The following is a 17,696-nucleotide window of genomic DNA, read 5'->3' on the forward strand; positions in this document are numbered from 1 at the left end:
CAAAAAACTCAGGCGATCGAATGACCGCCCAGATATGTCCGTTTGCTGCTAAAGTTATGTGCCCTGATGTGCTGTGATATAGTCAACAGCTGCCTGAACCGTTGTAATCTTCTCCGCTTCTTCGTCTGGAATCTCAGTATCAAATTCTTCTTCCAGAGCCATTACCAATTCGACGGTATCCAGGGAATCCGCGCCAAGATCATCCACAAAAGAAGACGCTAAAGTAACCTCTTTTTCTGTAACACTCAGTTGTTCAACGATGATCTTCTTAACACGTTCTTCGATAGTGCTCATGTTCTTAAATTTCCTATCAAAACTCGCTTACGCGATGGTTCTCGTAGTTTATAAAATGTTGAAAAAGATGCAACTAAATCTCGGCTGGTCAAACCACTATTTTACGCCATTATGCGATTTTCACGGCAAATAACGCAAATAATTTTCACAGTTTCTTAAATCATACACATGCCACCATTGACATGTAACGTTTCACCAGAAATATAACTGGCTTCAGCTGAAGCCAAAAATGCAACAGCACTGGCAACTTCTTTGGCACTGCCAAGTCTATTGGCGGGGATTTGTGTTAAAATGCCTTCACGTTGCTCTTCTGTCAATACCTCCGTCATATCCGTCTCGATAAAACCCGGTGCTACAACATTAACAGTAATGCCACGTGTAGCAACTTCACGTGCCAACGATTTGCTGAAACCAACAACACCTGCCTTAGTGGCGGCATAGTTAACCTGCCCTGCATTACCCGTGGTGCCAACCACCGAACCAATGGTAATGATACGACCAAAACGTTTTTTCATCATAGCTTTCAATACCGCTCTTGACAGATGAAATATCGAGGTCAAATTAGTATCCAAAACATTCTGCCACTGCTCGTTTTTCATACGAATTAGTAAGTTATCAGCTGTGATACCGGCATTATTCACTAAAATATCAATTACGCCACATTCACCATAAATGTCTTTAATGCCTTCCATCAGCTTGTCGATCGACACAGGATCAGCAACGTTCAACACAAAACCCTTGCCTTTTTCACCCAGGTAGCCATCAATATCTTCAACACCCTTTTTACTGGTCGCAGTACCAAACACTCTAGCACCGCGTTCAGCTAACAACTGCGCGACCGCACGGCCAATACCACGGCTAGCACCCGTTACCAGCGCAATTTTTCCTTCAACGCTCATGTCATCCTCTTTCGTTATTGTTCAAGCGCAGAGCACAACGAGGCAACATCATTGATCGATGCCACAGTCAGTGTATCGACAATACGCTTGTTCAGGCCAGTTAAAACTTTGCCAGGCCCTATTTCTAACAGCCGTTCAATGCCCTGCGTCGCCATATATTCGACAGACTCAACCCAACGAACCGGACTATAGATTTGACGTACCAAGGCACTACGAATGGCTTCAGGGGAGCTTTCTATCTTTACATCAACGTTATTCAGAATTGGACACCTCGGCGGGTTAAAAATCATTTTTTCCAATGCGATAGCCATTTTTTCCGCAGCGGGTTTCATCAGCACACAATGTGAAGGCACACTAACGGGTAACGGTAACACACGTTTTGCTCCTGCCATTTTACAAGCAACCACCGCCCTTTTCACAGCCTCCTTATTACCTGCAATCACTGCCTGATTTGGTGAATTAAAATTAACCAATGAAACAACCTGCCCTTGTGCCGACTCCGCACAAGCTTTGGCGATGATATTGTTATCGAGGCCAATAACCACTTCCATCGCGCCCACACCAGGCGGCGCCGCTTGCTGCATCCATTTTCCACGCAGTTCAACCAGTCGAACCGCTTGTTCAAAATTCAATACATCCGCACAAACCAAAGCAGAATATTCACCTAAACTGTGACCCGCCATCATCGACGGTAATGTACCACGCTGTTGCTCCCAGACACGCCAAATGGCTACTGAAGCCGTCAGTAATGCCGGCTGAGTTTGCCAGGTTTTATTTAGCTCTGTCGCCGCTCCTTGTTGCACTAACTGCCATAGATCGTAGCCTAATACTGACGATGCCTGTCTAAATACCTCTTCAACAAGTGGAAATTTGGCAGCTAAATCCGTCAACATACCAATAGCCTGAGAGCCTTGCCCTGGGAATACCATTGCAAATTTTGCCATTTTTATTTCCCTGTCAAATCAAAATCGGATCAGAGCTGAACCCCAAGTAAAACCGCCACCAAAGGCTTCCAGCAACACCAAGTGCCCACGTTGAATTCGCCCATCGCGTACCGCCTCATCCAGTGCAGAAGCTACCGACGCCGCAGAAGTGTTACCATGCCGATCTAAAGTGACCACCACTTTCTGCATATCCATTTTTAATTTTTGAGCTGTTGCTTTAATGATACGTAAATTAGCCTGATGAGGTACCAACCAATCCAATGCTTCACGCCGTAGATTATTCGCCTCTAACGTTTTATCGACAATCTGAGCCAACTTAGTCACTGCAATTTTAAATACCTCGTTCCCTGTCATGGTGATATAAGCAGGCTGATTCTGAGAATACCGATAAGGCAATGTCAATAAATTGCCAAAGCAACCATCGGCATGTAAATGCGTTGAGAGAATCCCCGGCTCTTTTGACGCGCCTAACACCACCGCTCCTGCACCATCACCAAATAAAACAAGTGTTTTGCGATCTTGTGGATCAAGCACACGGCTGAGAGTATCAGAACCAATCACTAACGCATTTTTTACGGTACCGTTTTTAATAAATTGATCAGCAACACCCAGCGCATAGAGAAACCCCGTGCAAGCGGCAGCCAAATCAAAGGAAATGGCATCCGTAATCTCTAGCATTTGCTGGATTTGACAAGCCGAACTTGGGAAAGCATGAGTCGAAGAAGTGGTTGCAACGATAATCAAACCAATATCATTTTTATCGAATTCTCTTGTTGCTTCTCGCGTCATTTCTAACGCTTTCTCCGCAGCATACCAGCCCATTCTAGCTACTGTATCATCGTCCGAGGCAATACGCCTTTCTTTGATACCGGTACGAGTTTGGATCCACTCGTCGGAGGTATCCACCATTTTTGCCAAATCCGCATTGCTGCGCCTGTGTTCGGGCAGATAACTTCCCGTACCGAATATCTTAGTGTACATGTCCTGTCATCTTAGGTAATAGCACGCTCAGAAAACCTCAACGCTGCCCCATCTCATCTAGCATCTATATGACTTTTAATAAATATCCTGTAACAAAAATTTATCAATCAATAGCATAACTATTTCATGGTACAGTTCCACAGGAAACTCATGTATCCTGTAAATTCAGATTGTGGGTAGGATATTAACAGAACTATTTATTAGCTTCCCTGGCTTCCTTACCGGCTTGTCTTTTCTCTTTCCTAGCCTGACTAACAGCTCCGGGTTTTTCTTGTGCTCTTAATTTGATAGCTTCTTGCTCTTCAGAAACCTGACGACCACGGTAGTAACCGTCAGCGGTCACATGATGGCGCAAATGAGTTTCACCGGAGGTTTCATCTTTAGAAAGAAGGGAAGTAGTCAGCGCATCGTGAGAGCGACGCATACCACGCTTAGAACGAGTGGGCTTGTTTTGTTGTACGGCCATTGACCTTACTCCTTAATTGCTTTTTTTCAAATTTGCTAATGCGGCAAATGGATTGGGTTTCTCCGCTTCTTCAGGGAGCTGACCACACACCATATCCGCTTCGGACACTTCACAGTATTCAGATTCATGCAGCGGAATAATAGGCACCGAGAGAATAATTTCGTCTTCAATCATTGCCAGCAGATCAATTTCGCCAAATTCGTCAACGTCAACTGGCTCATACGCCGCAGGTAGTGCCTCAGTCTGCTCATCATTAGCCACTGGGCTAAAACAATATGTGGCGTGAATATGATAGGAGAAATTGTTACCGCAGCGCTGGCACATCAATGTTACATCAACATCTGCATGACCTGTAATAACCGCCAGGCGCCGATTATCAAGATTAAATGATAACCAAGCCGCAACATCACTATTCACGCTGACTACCGAGTCAGCAACACGCGTTACCTGCTCAGCAGGGTAGACACCAGAATAGTCCAAGCGTTTTTGAGCACTACGAAGCACATCAATGGTTAGGGGCAATTTTACCTTTTGCATAAGCCGCGCATACTAACTTTGTAATGACGTAGAGTCAAAGAAAAAGGGATGTCTTGCGTAAAATTTGCAAACAATACCGTAATTGATCATCCAACGGTGCTTCTACACGCATACTTGTGCCCAGATGAGGGTGTTCGAAACAAAGTGCGCTTGCATGCAAAAATAAACGACGCAATCCACTGCCCTGTAATTCGAGATCAAACTCCCGATCACCGTAACGGTTATCGCCGGCAATCGGATGTCCCATATGTAAAGTATGAACACGGATTTGGTGTGTTCTGCCCGTTATCGGACTCGCTTTCACTAAAGTCGCTTGTGCAAAACGCTCTTCGACTTTAAAACGCGTCTCTGATGGTTTACCGACACTGTTCACCTTCACTACTCTTTCACCACCTTGCAAAATATTTTTTAATAAGGGAGCCTGTATCGCTTTACAGTGAGATGGCCACTGACCGCGCACCAGTGCCAGATAATCTTTCTGCATATTTTTTAGACGTAACTGTTGATGTAACAAACGTAAAACAGAACGCTTCTTGGCAATCAATAACACGCCCGATGTATCACGGTCCAGTCTGTGAACTAACTCTAAAAAACGCGCTTCCGGCCGCAGAGCGCGCAACGCCTCTATGATACCAAAATCCAGTCCACTGCCGCCATGCACTGCAATACCAGAGGGTTTATTCAGCACCAACAGGTACTCATCTTCAAATAAAATACAGTCAGCCAGTAGCGCAACCTTATCCAACTTCGTCGATAGTTGCATCGTTTCACGTTCCGCCACCCGCACCGGTGGCAAACGCACGATATCGGCAGCAACCAGTTTATATTCAGGTTTAACACGCCCTTTATTAACGCGAACCTCACCTTTACGCACAATGCGATAAATCAGACTTTTCGGCACGCCTTTTAACCTAGCAAGCAAAAAATTATCGAGCCGCTGACCGGCTTCATCGGCAGAGATGCTGATTAATTGTACTGACGGATCCTTTATTTTCATAACCTGTCATTCTAAATACAGCGAGAAATTAGCGCCACCTCTTTTTCTGTGCTTAACTGTTAAGCTAATGGTTGAAAGCAACGTTTACAAGTTATGTGTATCTGATTTAACGATTGGATTTATTCAACTTAACGAATAACTTGCTCAATTTAACAACTCATGATCATCGGCAAGATGAAGCTAGCATAATCTTTACTCGAGAAGTAAAGTCACCTTGCTATATCAGTATCAGCAATGGAATAATGCAGCCGATTCCGCGTTGATTTTCGTTAGCCTGTGGAATGATAAAGTTTGTTTGGTCATACAAAAACGCAGCAATGGCATAAGACGTAATGTGAAATCAAGCAGTTAGCGGGCTGCGGGTGACTAGCTTAGCTGGAGACTCGGCGTTATAGAAGCCGTCCTCATACTAAAGTGCTATGAGGTTATTTTACTCGCAGTTTTAATGCCAATGTAGAAAGATAACGAGTAAGTCAAGATGAGAAGAATGTTGATTAATGCAACTCAGCAGGAAGAGTTGCGTGTTGCTCTTGTAGATGGACAACAGCTTTACGATCTGGATATAGAAAGCCCAGGCCATGAGCAAAAAAAAGCAAATATTTATAAGGGTAAGATCACCCGGATTGAGCCGAGTCTGGAGGCCGCTTTTGTTGATTATGGTGCAGAAAGACATGGTTTTCTGCCATTAAAAGAAATCTCCCGCGAGTACTTTCCCAGCAATTCTTCTTCCCACAACCGTGTCAATATCAAAGAAGTTCTACGTGAAGGCCAGGAAGTCATTATTCAGGTAGATAAAGAAGAACGCGGCAATAAAGGCGCTGCATTAACGACTTTCATTAGCCTAGCAGGCAGCTATTTAGTTTTAATGCCAAATAACCCTCGTGCCGGAGGTATCTCTCGTCGTATCGAAGGGGAGGATCGTACCGATCTGAAAGAAGCCTTATCTGGACTACAATTGCCTGATGGTATGGGGCTTATCGTTCGTACTGCTGGTGTCGGTAAAAATGCCGAAGCGTTACAATGGGATCTATCATTCCGCTTAAAACACTGGGAAGCCATCAAAAAAGCGGCCGAAGGTCGCGCCGCTCCCTTTTTAATCCATCAGGAAAGTAACGTTATCGTTCGTGCTTTTCGTGACTATTTACGCCAAGACATCGGTGAAATACTGATCGATAATCCTAAGGTTCTCGATCTCGCCAAAGAACATATCACTGCCCTGGGGAGGCCTGATTTTAACGATAAAGTTAAGCTGTATAGTGGTGAGGTTCCCTTATTCAGCCATTATCAGATTGAGTCACAAATTGAATCAGCTTTTCAACGTGAAGTACGTCTGCCATCCGGTGGCTCCATCGTTGTTGATACGACCGAAGCATTAACTGCTATTGATATTAACTCTGCACGCGCGACCCGGGGGGGTGATATCGAAGAAACGGCGTTTAACACCAATCTCGAAGCTGCTGATGAGATTGCGCGCCAACTCCGTTTGCGTGATCTCGGTGGGCTGATCGTGATCGATTTTATTGACATGACACCAATACGCCATCAACGTGAAGTAGAAAACCGTCTGCGTGATGCAGTACGTCAAGATCGCGCCCGTATTCAGATCGGTCGTATTTCTCGCTTCGGTCTGTTGGAAATGTCGCGCCAGCGTCTTAACCCATCACTAGGGGAATCCAGTCATCACGTCTGTCCACGTTGTAGCGGTACCGGTACCATTCGCGATAATGAATCCTTGTCACTTTCAATCCTGCGTTTAATTGAAGAAGAAGCATTGAAAGAAAATACTCATGAAGTTCATGCTATCGTGCCCGTACAGATCGCATCTTATTTGCTCAACGAAAAACGTGACTCCATTAATGCAATTGAAAAACGGCAAGGCGGGGTGCGTGCCGTAATAGTCCCTAAAGACAAGATGCAAACACCTCATTATTCGGTATCACGAGTGCGCAAAGGTGAAGAAGCACCCACACTAAGTTATCTGCTAGCACAACGATATGATCCAGAGACGGCGACGTCACAAGAAGAAACGCTCAATGAGCGTAAACGTCCGGAACAGCCAGCACTGTCGCCCCCACTATCGACATTATCACCGTCAGAAACAGCATCCGTTGCTGAACCTGTTACTGTGACCCCATCGGCGTTACCACCATCAACTAAAGTGACCACGGTAACCGGCCTGTTTCAGCGCCTGTTAACCAGTCTAAAGGGTCTCTTCAGCCCTTCGGTTGAATCTGTTCAACCCATCGCCAAAATAAGATCAAACACCGCTGAGAATCGTCAGCCAGATCGTCGTCAGTCGCGTCGTCAAAGCAATGGGCGCAGAGATCGAGGGGAACGTAACGCACGTGAAAGCCGTGAAGAACAAAAACGTAACAAACGTACCCCATCATCCAATTCGTTGATTGATACCCCTATCGATTTAGACAAAGCACCGCAAAAAAACCAGCAACATCATCAACAAAATGATAAACGTCAAGCGTCAGTGGAACCAAAGATAACGGATATCACCGCAACAAGACGAGAAGTTCAACCTGAGCAAGAAGAAGTGCCACAGGTTGTTACGCCCCGTCGGCAACGTCGTCCACTGTCCGGAAAAATACGCTTCCAGACGGCTGACGATAGCGCCACACCACACACACTGCCATCAACAACCGTTGCAGAAACCGGCGAGGATAACAGTGATTATTCAGTCAATAACGAAAATGTAATTAGTGATGAAAACAGTATGCCACGCCGCTCACGCCGCTCACGCCGATCACCACGTCATCTGCGTGTCAGTGGTCAACGCCGACGTCGCTATCGTGATGAACGTTACCCAGTTCAATCCGCTATGCCATTAGCAGGTGCTTTTGCATCACCGGAAATGGCTTCAGGTAAAGTATGGATCAGTTATCCATTAGCAAAACGGATAGAACAAACAGATCGACCAGAGCAGACAACACAGACCAGCTCAGAACCTGCTGTACCGGCGGAGCAAAATACCACCTCAACGCAAGCACCGGTCATTATCAGTAATGACATTATCGATAAAAATGACCATAAAATTCACTGTAACATCGTTGATAATGCCGTTAATAATACAATTAATAACCTTGTTGATGAGGTAACTGTCGCTGCTATACCTGATAAGAATCATTCCATTGCAACACCTGTTCACCCACAGGAAAACAAGGCAGTACAGTCTAAATCTGTGGAAGCTTATCCATTGAGGATATTATTTAAGCATCATGCCAGCGCACCCATGACTAAAGCACCTGCACCGGACTATATCGCACAAATTCCAGCACGTAGCGATTGGCAGCGATCTTCATTTGATTTTACGGGTAAAGGATCCGCCGGTGGTCATGCCGCCGTTAACCAGGCATGTGCTCCGGTGGCCAAGCCACAACCTGTCAAATAACTTTTTATTAAATAACGACAACCCGCCTTTGGGCGGGTTTTTTTGGCTTGATGCAAGAAGTCTACTGCCTGGTGCGAATAATCCTCGTTTTATCATACTCAGTGGAGCCCGATTAATGACCGCAAAACCACAAACCCTCACAATCCGCTGCCCAGATGATTGGCATGTTCATTTACGGGAGGGCAAAATACTCAAAACCGTATTGCCCTATACCAGTGGAACTTTTCGCCGCGCTATCGTCATGCCCAATTTGGCAACACCTATTACTACGGTTGCCGCCGCTAAGAATTATCGGAAAGAAATTATAGAGGCAATACCTAACGGGCATACATTCACTCCATTAATGACGTGTTATCTAACGGAAACACTGTCAGCCGCCGAACTGAAACAAGGTTTTGACGAAAAAGTCTTCACCGCAGCCAAGCTGTATCCTGCTAACGCGACCACTAATTCTGATCAGGGCGTGGCTAATATTACTGCTATCTATCCGTTATTTGAACAAATGCAAAAACTGGGTATGCCATTACTTATCCACGGTGAAGTAGCAGATATGGCGATAGATATCTTTGATCGTGAAGCGCGATTTATTGACCAAATATTAACGCCTATTCGTCAGCATTTTTCTGAATTGAAAATCGTATTTGAACATATCACTACTAAAGAAGCGGTTGAGTACGTGTTAGGTGGCAATGAGTTTCTTGCTGCTACTATCACGCCACAACATTTAATGTTTAACCGTAATCATATGTTGGTTGGTGGTATCCACCCCCATCTATTCTGTTTACCGGTATTAAAACGTAGTCATCACCAACAGGCGCTGCGTGCGGCCGTCTCCGGGGGCTGCAACCGTTTTTTTCTTGGCACCGACTCGGCACCCCATACCAAAGACCGTAAAGAATCGGCTTGCGGCTGTGCCGGGGTATTTAATGCACCAGGAGCACTACCCGTTTACGCCGCTATATTCGAAGAGTTGAATGCACTGAAGTACTTAGAAGCATTCTGTTCCGAAAATGGCGCAAATTTTTACGACCTACCCAAAAATGAAGGTTTCATTGAATTGATACGGACCCCTTTTATCCAGGCGGAGGAAATTAATGTAGACCAAAGCTCAATTATTCCTTTTTTAGCAGGCCAGTCTATTAATTGGTCAGTTAAAAATTGAATATAATGGAAAGACCTCCTATCCTATGGAGTTGAACCTCTTTTACAAGAGGGTTAATGAGTCTCATGGATCCTTACTGATTGCTAGCGTCAATGACTACTAAAAGATAAGGGGGCTTTATGGATATAAACGACAAAATTATACAGACTCACCCATTAGTAGGTTGGGATATCAGTACAGTAGATGTGTATGACGCAATGATGATACGCCTTCACTATTTGTCTAAAGAAGGCGCTGATAGAGACAAGCCATCAGAACAAGTATTAGTCGATAGAACACTTTGGTTAACTACCGATGTTGCACGTCAATTGATTTATATTTTAGAAGCAGGCATCGCTAAAATTGAATCATCGGACTACATCGATTTTTACCATCGTAAACATTAGTTTTAAAAAAATAAAAACCAGGCATCAGGGGATATTCTTTGATGCCTTTGGCGGTATAGGCACACTAACTTGTAATAACCCTTTAGATTTGTTGAAAATTTTCATGCCATTTACCCGCCCCACACGACGTGCACGTTGTTCTTCGCTCGGTAATTGCAATTCATCCTGACAAATTTGGCTACAACATCCCGCAAATTTCTGCATACAATTTTGGCATTGAATAAATAACAGATGGCATCCCTCATTTTTACAATTAGTATGTGCATCACAGGGTATACTACACTGATGACAATGGGCGATCACATCATCAGAAATCCGTTCTCCCATACGTTCGTCAAAAACAAAATTTTTACCCACAAATTTTAGCGCCAAACCTTGCTCTTTGGCTTTACGGACATATTCAATAATACCTCCCTCGACATGATAAACATTTTCAAAACCACTATGACGCATATAAGCACTGGCTTTTTCACAACGAATGCCCCCCGTACAATACATAACAATATTTTTCTGTTTATCATTTTGTAGCATGTCAACAACCATCGGCAATTGCTCGCGAAACGTATCGGATGGCACTTCTACTGCGTTTTCAAAGTGACCCACTTCATATTCATAATGATTACGCATATCTACAAAGAGTGTATCTGGATCATCAATCATTCTATTAACTTGATCGGCTTGCAAATAGTGACCGGTATTCGCTGGGTTGAAACTTTCATCGTCAATGCCATCGGCAACAATACGTTGGCGAACTTTCATACGCAGCACCCAGAATGATTTACCGTCGTCTTCAAGAGCGACATTCAAACGTATTTGATCTAATGCCGGATGAGCGCTAAACAACACCTGTTTAAACGCGTCATAACGATCAACCGGCACACTAATTTGAGCATTGATCCCTTCTTTGGCAATATAAACCCGCCCAAACACGCCCAATTTAACAAACTGACGATAAAGGCTATCGCGAAATGCTTGCGCATCTGGCAGAATGAAGTACTTGTAAAAAGAAACTGTTGTTCGCTGTTCAATTTCAGCCAACATACGTGCTTTAAGTTCCTTATTAGAAATTCGATTATATAATGCTGACATACCGTACTTTCCTGTTGAACAGGTTCAAAAACGGCATACTAACAGATTTATGGCTATCCTGAGAACAAGTTAACGTACTCTTGGTAACCCACTATGATATTGAAAACAGATGATACAAGCTCCTCCTTTTGATCGTTCACTGCTGCATCCGCGTTATTGGCTCACCTGGTGTGGATTCGCTCTTCTCTATTTATTAGTGCTACTTCCGTACCCTATTATTTATCGCCTGGGTATTTTTCTTGGTCGTCTTTCGATGCGCTTCTTGCGGCATAGAGTACAGATTGCGCAGCGAAACCTGGAACTGTGCTTTCCTCAAATGTCTCGTGCTGAGCGTGATCAACTGGTAGCAAAAAATTTCACATCCGTCGGTCTGGGGCTGTTTGAAACGGGTATGGCATGGTTCTGGCCAGACTGGAGAATTAAACGCTGGAGTCGTATTAGCGGTTTAGAACATATCCAACGGGCACGGGAACAGGGTCAGGGGGTATTACTTATCGGTTTACACTTTCTGACCCTGGAATTAGGTGCCCGTATTATTGGTATCAATACACCGGGCATTGGTGTTTACCGTCCCCATGATAATAAAGCGATAGACTGGATGCAGACTTGGGGACGTACCCGTTCCAATAAAGCCATGCTCGATCGTAAAGACCTCAAAGGCATGGTTCGCAGCCTGAAAAAAGGAGAAATTATTTGGTACGCTCCCGATCACGACTATGGCCCACGCAGCAGCGTATTTGTCCCTTTCTTTGCCGTTGATCAGACAGCGACGACCACCGGCAGTTACTTGCTAATACGTATGGGTAAAGCGAATGTCATCCCCTTTACCCCCCATCGACTAGCAAACGGCAAAGGCTATCACATTGTTATACAACCGATGGTCGAAAATTTTCCGCTGGACAACGAAATCGAAGCGGCAGCCTTTATGAATAAAGTGGTAGAGAAAGAAATTACCAGTGCTTCCGATCAGTATATGTGGCTACATCGGCGTTTTAAAACACGTCCAGAGGGACAACCTTCACTATATAACTGATTAAGAACCTGTTCGAAATCTCTTGTGCTCGCCGTGTTTTGGTCAAGTCATTCGTCAAAAATGCACTCAACATGCTCATTGACTCTCTTTTGTTTCATACAAAGGGTAACTACGCTTTTTCGCCCATTTTTTCCTCTTCTAAGCACAGCGAAAAATATTTGGAACAGGTTATAAATACATATAATCAATGACAAATATTAATTGAAACACTTGAATTAAGTATTTGCTTTAACCTTTATTTACACGTTTCCGTGTATAATCTTAACTCATGCTGTGTACTAGTAACCGCTTTCAGTAATCCTCTATCAAATTAGGAGACCGCCCACTTTGGACGCCATCACTATCAACAACCTCTTTTTGATCGGCGCAGCATTAGTGGGAGCGAGTATTTTACTCAGCTCATTATCATCCCGTTTAGGGATCCCCATTTTGGTTATTTTCCTTGCCATCGGTATGTTGGCAGGCGGTGATGGTATTGGAGGCATCCCATTCGATAATTACCCTCTTGCTTATTTGGTAAGTAATCTTGCATTGGCGGTGATCCTGCTTGATGGTGGTATGCGCACGAGAGCATCATCATTTCGTGTCGCATTGTGGCCGGCGCTATCACTGGCCACCGTAGGCGTGGTAATTACTGCGGGGTTAACTGGATGGTTAGCCGCTTGGTTGTTCGATTTAGACATTATTCAAGGGTTATTAATTGGCGCTATTATTGGCTCCACAGATGCAGCAGCAGTATTTTCTTTGTTAGGTGGTAAAGGGCTTAATGAACGGGTGAGCGCTACCCTGGAGATCGAATCCGGCAGTAACGATCCGATGGCTGTTTTTCTGACTATTACTTTGATCTCCATGATTTCTGCCGGGGATAGTCACTTAAGTTGGATGTTTTTAGTTCATTTATTGCAACAATTTGGTTTAGGTATCCTGATAGGGCTTAGCGGCGGTTTTTTATTGTTATCACTGATCAACCGTATGCAGCTGGCTAACGGCCTTTATCCTCTGCTGGCGGTCAGTGGTGGGATTACAATTTTTGCTTTGACAACAGCGATGAATGGCAGCGGGATCCTCGCAGTCTATCTTTGTGGATTGACACTCGGTAATCGTCCAATACGCAATCGCTCTGGAATACTACAAACTTTCGACGGGCTGGCTTGGCTGAGTCAAATAGGCATGTTTTTAGTATTGGGTCTACTTCTTAATCCGAGTGAACTGTTCCTCATCACTCTCCCTGCTTTGGCACTTTCACTGTGGATGATCCTGTTTGCCCGCCCAGTTTCAGTTTTAGTCGGATTATTGCCATTTCGCAGTTTTAATCTCCGTGAACGTCTCTTTATCTCATGGGTTGGATTACGGGGTGCAGTACCCGTCATTTTAGCCGTCTTTCCTATGATGGCTGGATTAGCCAATGCGCATTTATTTTTTAATGTCGCCTTTTTCGTGGTGCTAGTCTCCTTGTTGCTACAAGGCACTACCTTATCGTTTGCCGCCCGCAAAACCAAGCTGGTAGTGCCTCCACCCTTGGCCCCTGTTTCACGAGTCGGCCTTGACATTGATATTAACAATCAATGGGAACAATTCATTTATCAACTTAGTTCCGATAAATGGTGCATCGGGGCCGCACTGCGTGATTTGGAAATGCCAAAGAAAACTCGTATTGCGGCACTTTTCCGTGGTAAAGATCTGCTACATCCAACAGGTAAAACCCGTTTAAAAGAGGGCGATATTTTATGCGTTATCGGTCACGAACATGATTTACCTGCCTTAGGTAAACTTTTTAGCCAAACACCGAGTATTCAGCTTGATGAACGCTTTTTCGGCGATTTCATTTTAGAGGCAGATGCTAAACTTGAAGACATTTCAAATATTTATGGTTTAAATTTGGAAGAAGGCGCGGATAACCAGCAAACCTTGGGACAATTTGTGATTCATCTATTAGGCGGCAAACCCGTTATTGGCGACCAAATTGAATGGGATGGCTTAACCTGGACCATTGCTGAAATGGATGCCGAACGTGTTAGTAAAGTGGGGGTCAAGATCGTTGCTAACAAAGCATAACAACAGAGGGATGTACATTCAAATCTACATAAGGGAAATGTTTTATTTCTGCAACCCTATGCTAAATGTTAGTATTGCCGTGCAAACTTTTAGATTAAGGTAACTCGGTGAATATTCAGGCTCTTCTCTCAGATAAAATCGGCAAGGCGCTGATCACGGCGGGTGCGCCCACAGATAGCGATGCTCAGGTCCGCCAATCAGCCAAGCCACAGTTTGGCGATTATCAGGCTAATGGTGTGATGTCCGTTGCCAAAATGTTAGCTATACCGCCACGCCAATTAGCGGGAAAAGTCGTTGATTTTCTAGATCTTAAAGGTATCGCCCGCAAAATAGAAATAGCAGGCCCGGGTTTTATCAATATTTTTCTTGATCGTCAGTGGTTAGCGACACAGATTGACCAAATATTGATAGCACCTAAAAAACTGGGTATCACCCCAGTATCACCCCAAACCGTGGTTATCGATTACTCAGCCCCTAACGTAGCCAAAGAAATGCACGTCGGTCATCTACGTTCTACCATCATCGGTGATGCCATCGCCCGTACCTTGACCTTTCTCGGTCACAACGTCATTCGCGCCAACCACGTGGGCGACTGGGGTACTCAGTTTGGCATGTTGATCGCCTATCTAGAAAAAATGCAGCATGATAACCCTAGTAATATGGCGTTATCGGATCTGGAAACATTTTACCGCGCCGCAAAAAAAAACTACGACGAAGATGAAGAATTTGCGCAACGCTCGCGCGCTTATGTGGTGAAATTACAGGCGGGTGACGAACAGTGCCGTAAAATGTGGCGTCAGCTGGTTGACATTACCATGACACAAAATCAGATTTCTTATGATCGTTTGCATGTCACTCTAACCAAAGACGACATCATGGGCGAGAGCCTGTATAACCCGATGCTACCGGGTATAGTCGCGGATTTGAAAGCCCAAGGGCTAGCGGTAGAAAGTGCAGGCGCGACCGTGGTATTTTTCGACGAATACAAAAATAAGGCAGGTGAACCGACGGCCGTTATCGTCCAGAAAAAAGACGGTGGCTATCTTTATACCACCTCTGATATTGCCTGTGCTAAATACCGTTGCCAAACTCTCGGTGCTGATCGGATCCTCTATTACACTGACTCCCGTCAACATCAGCATCTGACACAAACCTGGAGCATCGCGCGCAAAGCCGGTTATGTACCAGAGTCAGTGTCACTGGAACATCATATGTTTGGAATGATGTTAGGTAAAGACGGAAAACCCTTTAAAACCCGCACTGGCGGTACCGTTAAGCTGGCCGATCTCTTGGATGAAGCTATTGAACGGGCGGATAACCTGATCCGCGAAAAAAATCCGGAGATGCCCGCCGAAGAATTAAAACAACTGGTCAACACCGTCGGTATCGGGGCAGTGAAATACGCCGATTTATCTAAAAACCGCACTACTGACTATATTTTCGACTGGGATAATATGCTCACTTTCGATGGTAATACCGCACCTTATATGCAATATGCTTATAGCCGCGTCGTTTCCATATTTAAACGTGCCGCAATCGATGAAACTAGCCTTACAGTGCCCCTCATCATCAGTGAAGATCGCGAAGCGACACTGGCAACACGTTTATTACAATTTGAAGAAACCATTACCACAGTGGCACGTGATGGCACACCACATGTTATGTGTGCTTATTTGTATGATCTCGCTGTTTTATTTTCCAGTTTCTATGAACACTGTCCGATTTTAAATGCCACCAGTGAACAAACACGCCACAGTCGCCTCAAACTCGCATTACTCACGGCTAAAATACTAAAACAAGGTTTAGATACCTTAGGGATCCAGACAGTAGAGCGGATGTAATTTAGAAAGACCGTGAACCCATAAAATCACGCAGCCTAAAGCCTAACAATCCCAACACGGCAAAATACGATCCCGCGCCCACTAGCACCACTGCGGACAAACGCAATAACCGATACACCATGCCGCCGCTATCCCAAGGCGGCATTAACCCTAATACTGTTAGCAACACCGCACACATGATCAATACTGCGACCAACAATTTGCCTAGAAATAGCAACCAACCAGGTTGTGGATGAAAAATCTTTTGTTTACGTAATTGCCAATACAATAAGCTGGCATTTAAGCACGCTCCCAACCCAATAGACAACGACAACCCGGCATGTTGTAAGGGTGTAATAAAAATCAAATTCATTATCTGCGTCATAATCAAGGTGATCACAGCGATTTTGACCGGTGTTTTAATATCCTGCCGTGAATAAAATCCCGGTGCCAGTACCTTTACTACAATCAATCCCATCAAACCCACAGAATAAGCCACCAACGCGTGTTGGGTCATCAACGCATCAAACGCGCTAAAGTTACCGTACTGGAATAATGCCACCGTGAGAGGTTTAGCGATGATCCCCAAGGCAAGGGCACTGGGCAGCGCTAGCAAAAAACAGAGCCGTAATCCCCAATCCATCAAACGGGAATATTCATCATCATTGCCGGTAGAAAAACTTTTAGCTAACGCAGGCAACAAAATAGTGCCTAATGCTACACCTAATACACCTGCTGGAAACTCCATCAAACGGTCAGCGTAATACATCCAAGAAACCGAGCCAGAAACCAAAAAAGAAGCAAAAATGGTATTGATGATCAACGAAATCTGGCTAACAGAAACACCGAAGATAGCCGGCACCATTTGCCTCATTACCCGCCAAACACCGGTATTACGTAGATCTAACCGCGGTAAAACCAACATCCCCACTTTTTTCAAATAGGGTAACTGATAGCCTAATTGCAGTACGCCGCCTAATACTACTGCCCATGCCAACACTAAAACCGGTGGATCAAAATAAGGAGCGGCAAACAAGGCAAAACCAATCATACTGATATTCAAAAAACTAGGGGCAAAGGCTGGGATAGAAAAACGGTTCCAAGTATTTAAAATGGCGGCAACCAATGAGGAAAGAGAAATCAATAAGATATAAGGAAAAGTAATACGTAACAACGAAGAGGTCAATGCAAATTTATCCGCCGTATCGACAAACCCAGGGGCAGTAATAAAAATAATCCAAGGTGCTGCTAACATACCCAGCAGTGTAACCACAACCAACACTAAAGTTAATAATCCAGCGACATAAGCCACAAAAGTACGTGTTGCCTCCTCTCCTTGCTGGTTTTTATATTCAGCCAAGAGAGGCACAAAAGCCTGCGAAAAGGCACCTTCGGCGAAAATACGGCGTAATAAATTAGGTAATTTAAATGCGACAAAAAATGCATCCGTGGCCATACCTGCACCAAATACCCGCGCTATGACGGCATCACGAGCAAAACCCAATACACGTGAGAACAGGGTCATAGAACTAACGGCTGCCAATGACTTCAATAAATTCATATTTTCTTCTATTTAGTGTAATTAATCACAACTCTATTAGATAATCAATCGTGATAAAATGAAAATCATTTG

14 protein-coding genes and 1 pseudogene are annotated in these 17,696 nt (G+C 44.5%); 6 read left to right on the forward strand and 9 right to left on the reverse strand.

Annotated features, from left to right (window positions below; translation table 11 throughout):
• Positions 1–54 precede the first annotated feature (54 nt).
• The 7 genes and pseudogenes from acpP to rluC form a co-directional block, all read right to left on the reverse strand.
• Positions 55–294 (reverse strand): acyl carrier protein, encoded by a 240-nt coding sequence (gene acpP, locus AAHH42_RS05250; RefSeq protein ID WP_072550851.1) that lies wholly within the window; start codon positions 292–294, stop codon positions 55–57.
• Between the two features lie 155 nt (positions 295–449).
• Complete coding sequence (gene fabG, locus AAHH42_RS05255) at positions 450–1,193, reverse strand: 3-oxoacyl-ACP reductase FabG (RefSeq protein ID WP_342221811.1); 744 nt, start codon at positions 1,191–1,193, stop codon at positions 450–452.
• 14 nt (positions 1,194–1,207) lie between these two features.
• Positions 1,208–2,137: an ACP S-malonyltransferase gene (fabD, locus tag AAHH42_RS05260; RefSeq protein WP_072550853.1), complete on the reverse strand. Its 930-nt coding sequence runs from the start codon at positions 2,135–2,137 to the stop codon at positions 1,208–1,210.
• A gap of 18 nt (positions 2,138–2,155) precedes the next feature.
• Positions 2,156–3,118: a beta-ketoacyl-ACP synthase III gene (locus AAHH42_RS05265; RefSeq protein WP_342221812.1), complete on the reverse strand. Its 963-nt coding sequence runs from the start codon at positions 3,116–3,118 to the stop codon at positions 2,156–2,158.
• Between the two features lie 307 nt (positions 3,119–3,425).
• Positions 3,426–3,584, reverse strand: a pseudogene (gene rpmF, locus AAHH42_RS05270) (50S ribosomal protein L32); the annotation flags it as partial.
• A gap of 12 nt (positions 3,585–3,596) precedes the next feature.
• Positions 3,597–4,121 carry a 23S rRNA accumulation protein YceD gene (gene yceD, locus AAHH42_RS05275; protein ID WP_072550855.1) on the reverse strand — a complete coding sequence of 175 codons (525 nt, stop codon included), beginning with the start codon at positions 4,119–4,121 and terminating at the stop codon, positions 3,597–3,599.
• 34 nt (positions 4,122–4,155) lie between these two features.
• Positions 4,156–5,118, reverse strand: coding sequence for a 23S rRNA pseudouridine(955/2504/2580) synthase RluC (gene rluC, locus AAHH42_RS05280; RefSeq protein WP_072550856.1), 963 nt, complete (start codon positions 5,116–5,118; stop codon positions 4,156–4,158).
• A gap of 478 nt (positions 5,119–5,596) precedes the next feature.
• Here rluC and rne point away from each other — a divergent pair, with 478 nt between their 5' ends.
• From rne to bssS, 3 genes are all read left to right on the forward strand, one after another.
• Positions 5,597–8,518, forward strand: a complete 2,922-nt coding sequence (gene rne, locus AAHH42_RS05285) for a ribonuclease E (protein WP_342221813.1) — start codon at positions 5,597–5,599, stop codon at positions 8,516–8,518.
• A 115-nt stretch (positions 8,519–8,633) separates the two neighbouring features.
• Entirely contained in the window at positions 8,634–9,680 is a 1,047-nt protein-coding gene (pyrC, locus tag AAHH42_RS05290; RefSeq protein ID WP_072550858.1) for a dihydroorotase, read from the forward strand.
• A 119-nt stretch (positions 9,681–9,799) separates the two neighbouring features.
• The gene (bssS, locus tag AAHH42_RS05295; protein ID WP_072550859.1) at positions 9,800–10,066 is read left to right on the forward strand and encodes a biofilm formation regulator BssS; all 267 of its coding nucleotides are present in this window, start codon (positions 9,800–9,802) and stop codon (positions 10,064–10,066) included.
• Positions 10,067–10,090: 24 nt separating this feature from the next.
• Here bssS and AAHH42_RS05300 read toward each other — a convergent pair whose 3' ends face one another.
• A complete protein-coding gene (locus AAHH42_RS05300) occupies positions 10,091–11,155 on the reverse strand; it encodes a rhodanese-related sulfurtransferase (protein WP_342221814.1) in 1,065 nt (354 codons plus the stop codon).
• 109 nt (positions 11,156–11,264) lie between these two features.
• Here AAHH42_RS05300 and AAHH42_RS05305 point away from each other — a divergent pair, with 109 nt between their 5' ends.
• From AAHH42_RS05305 to argS, 3 genes are all read left to right on the forward strand, one after another.
• Positions 11,265–12,188: a Kdo(2)-lipid IV(A) acyltransferase gene (locus AAHH42_RS05305; RefSeq protein WP_342221815.1), complete on the forward strand. Its 924-nt coding sequence runs from the start codon at positions 11,265–11,267 to the stop codon at positions 12,186–12,188.
• Positions 12,189–12,515: 327 nt separating this feature from the next.
• The gene (locus tag AAHH42_RS05310) at positions 12,516–14,243 is read left to right on the forward strand and encodes a potassium/proton antiporter (RefSeq protein WP_342221816.1); all 1,728 of its coding nucleotides are present in this window, start codon (positions 12,516–12,518) and stop codon (positions 14,241–14,243) included.
• A 107-nt stretch (positions 14,244–14,350) separates the two neighbouring features.
• Positions 14,351–16,084, forward strand: coding sequence for an arginine--tRNA ligase (gene argS, locus AAHH42_RS05315; protein WP_342221817.1), 1,734 nt, complete (start codon positions 14,351–14,353; stop codon positions 16,082–16,084).
• 1 nt (position 16,085) lies between these two features.
• On the opposite strand, the gene murJ is transcribed toward argS, so the two are convergent.
• Complete coding sequence (gene murJ / locus AAHH42_RS05320; RefSeq protein ID WP_072550733.1) at positions 16,086–17,624, reverse strand: murein biosynthesis integral membrane protein MurJ; 1,539 nt, start codon at positions 17,622–17,624, stop codon at positions 16,086–16,088.
• Between the last annotated feature and the right edge of the window lie 72 nt (positions 17,625–17,696).

It is taken from the genome of Candidatus Fukatsuia endosymbiont of Tuberolachnus salignus, assembly GCF_964030845.1.
Lineage (GTDB): Bacteria > Pseudomonadota > Gammaproteobacteria > Enterobacterales > Enterobacteriaceae > Fukatsuia > Fukatsuia symbiotica.

Excerpts from the sequence above, each read along its gene's own strand:
- acpP (WP_072550851.1), bottom strand. The coding sequence starts at position 294 with ATGAGCACTATCGAAGAACGTGTTAAGAAGATCATCGTTGAACAACTG.
- fabG (WP_342221811.1), bottom strand. The coding sequence starts at position 1,193 with ATGAGCGTTGAAGGAAAAATTGCGCTGGTAACGGGTGCTAGCCGTGGT.
- fabD (WP_072550853.1), bottom strand. The coding sequence starts at position 2,137 with ATGGCAAAATTTGCAATGGTATTCCCAGGGCAAGGCTCTCAGGCTATT.
- AAHH42_RS05265 (WP_342221812.1), bottom strand. The coding sequence starts at position 3,118 with ATGTACACTAAGATATTCGGTACGGGAAGTTATCTGCCCGAACACAGG.
- yceD (WP_072550855.1), bottom strand. The coding sequence starts at position 4,121 with ATGCAAAAGGTAAAATTGCCCCTAACCATTGATGTGCTTCGTAGTGCT.
- rluC (WP_072550856.1), bottom strand. The coding sequence starts at position 5,118 with ATGAAAATAAAGGATCCGTCAGTACAATTAATCAGCATCTCTGCCGAT.
- rne (WP_342221813.1), top strand. The coding sequence starts at position 5,597 with ATGAGAAGAATGTTGATTAATGCAACTCAGCAGGAAGAGTTGCGTGTT.
- pyrC (WP_072550858.1), top strand. The coding sequence starts at position 8,634 with ATGACCGCAAAACCACAAACCCTCACAATCCGCTGCCCAGATGATTGG.
- bssS (WP_072550859.1), top strand. The coding sequence starts at position 9,800 with ATGGATATAAACGACAAAATTATACAGACTCACCCATTAGTAGGTTGG.
- AAHH42_RS05300 (WP_342221814.1), bottom strand. The coding sequence starts at position 11,155 with ATGTCAGCATTATATAATCGAATTTCTAATAAGGAACTTAAAGCACGT.
- AAHH42_RS05305 (WP_342221815.1), top strand. The coding sequence starts at position 11,265 with ATGATACAAGCTCCTCCTTTTGATCGTTCACTGCTGCATCCGCGTTAT.
- murJ (WP_072550733.1), bottom strand. The coding sequence starts at position 17,624 with ATGAATTTATTGAAGTCATTGGCAGCCGTTAGTTCTATGACCCTGTTC.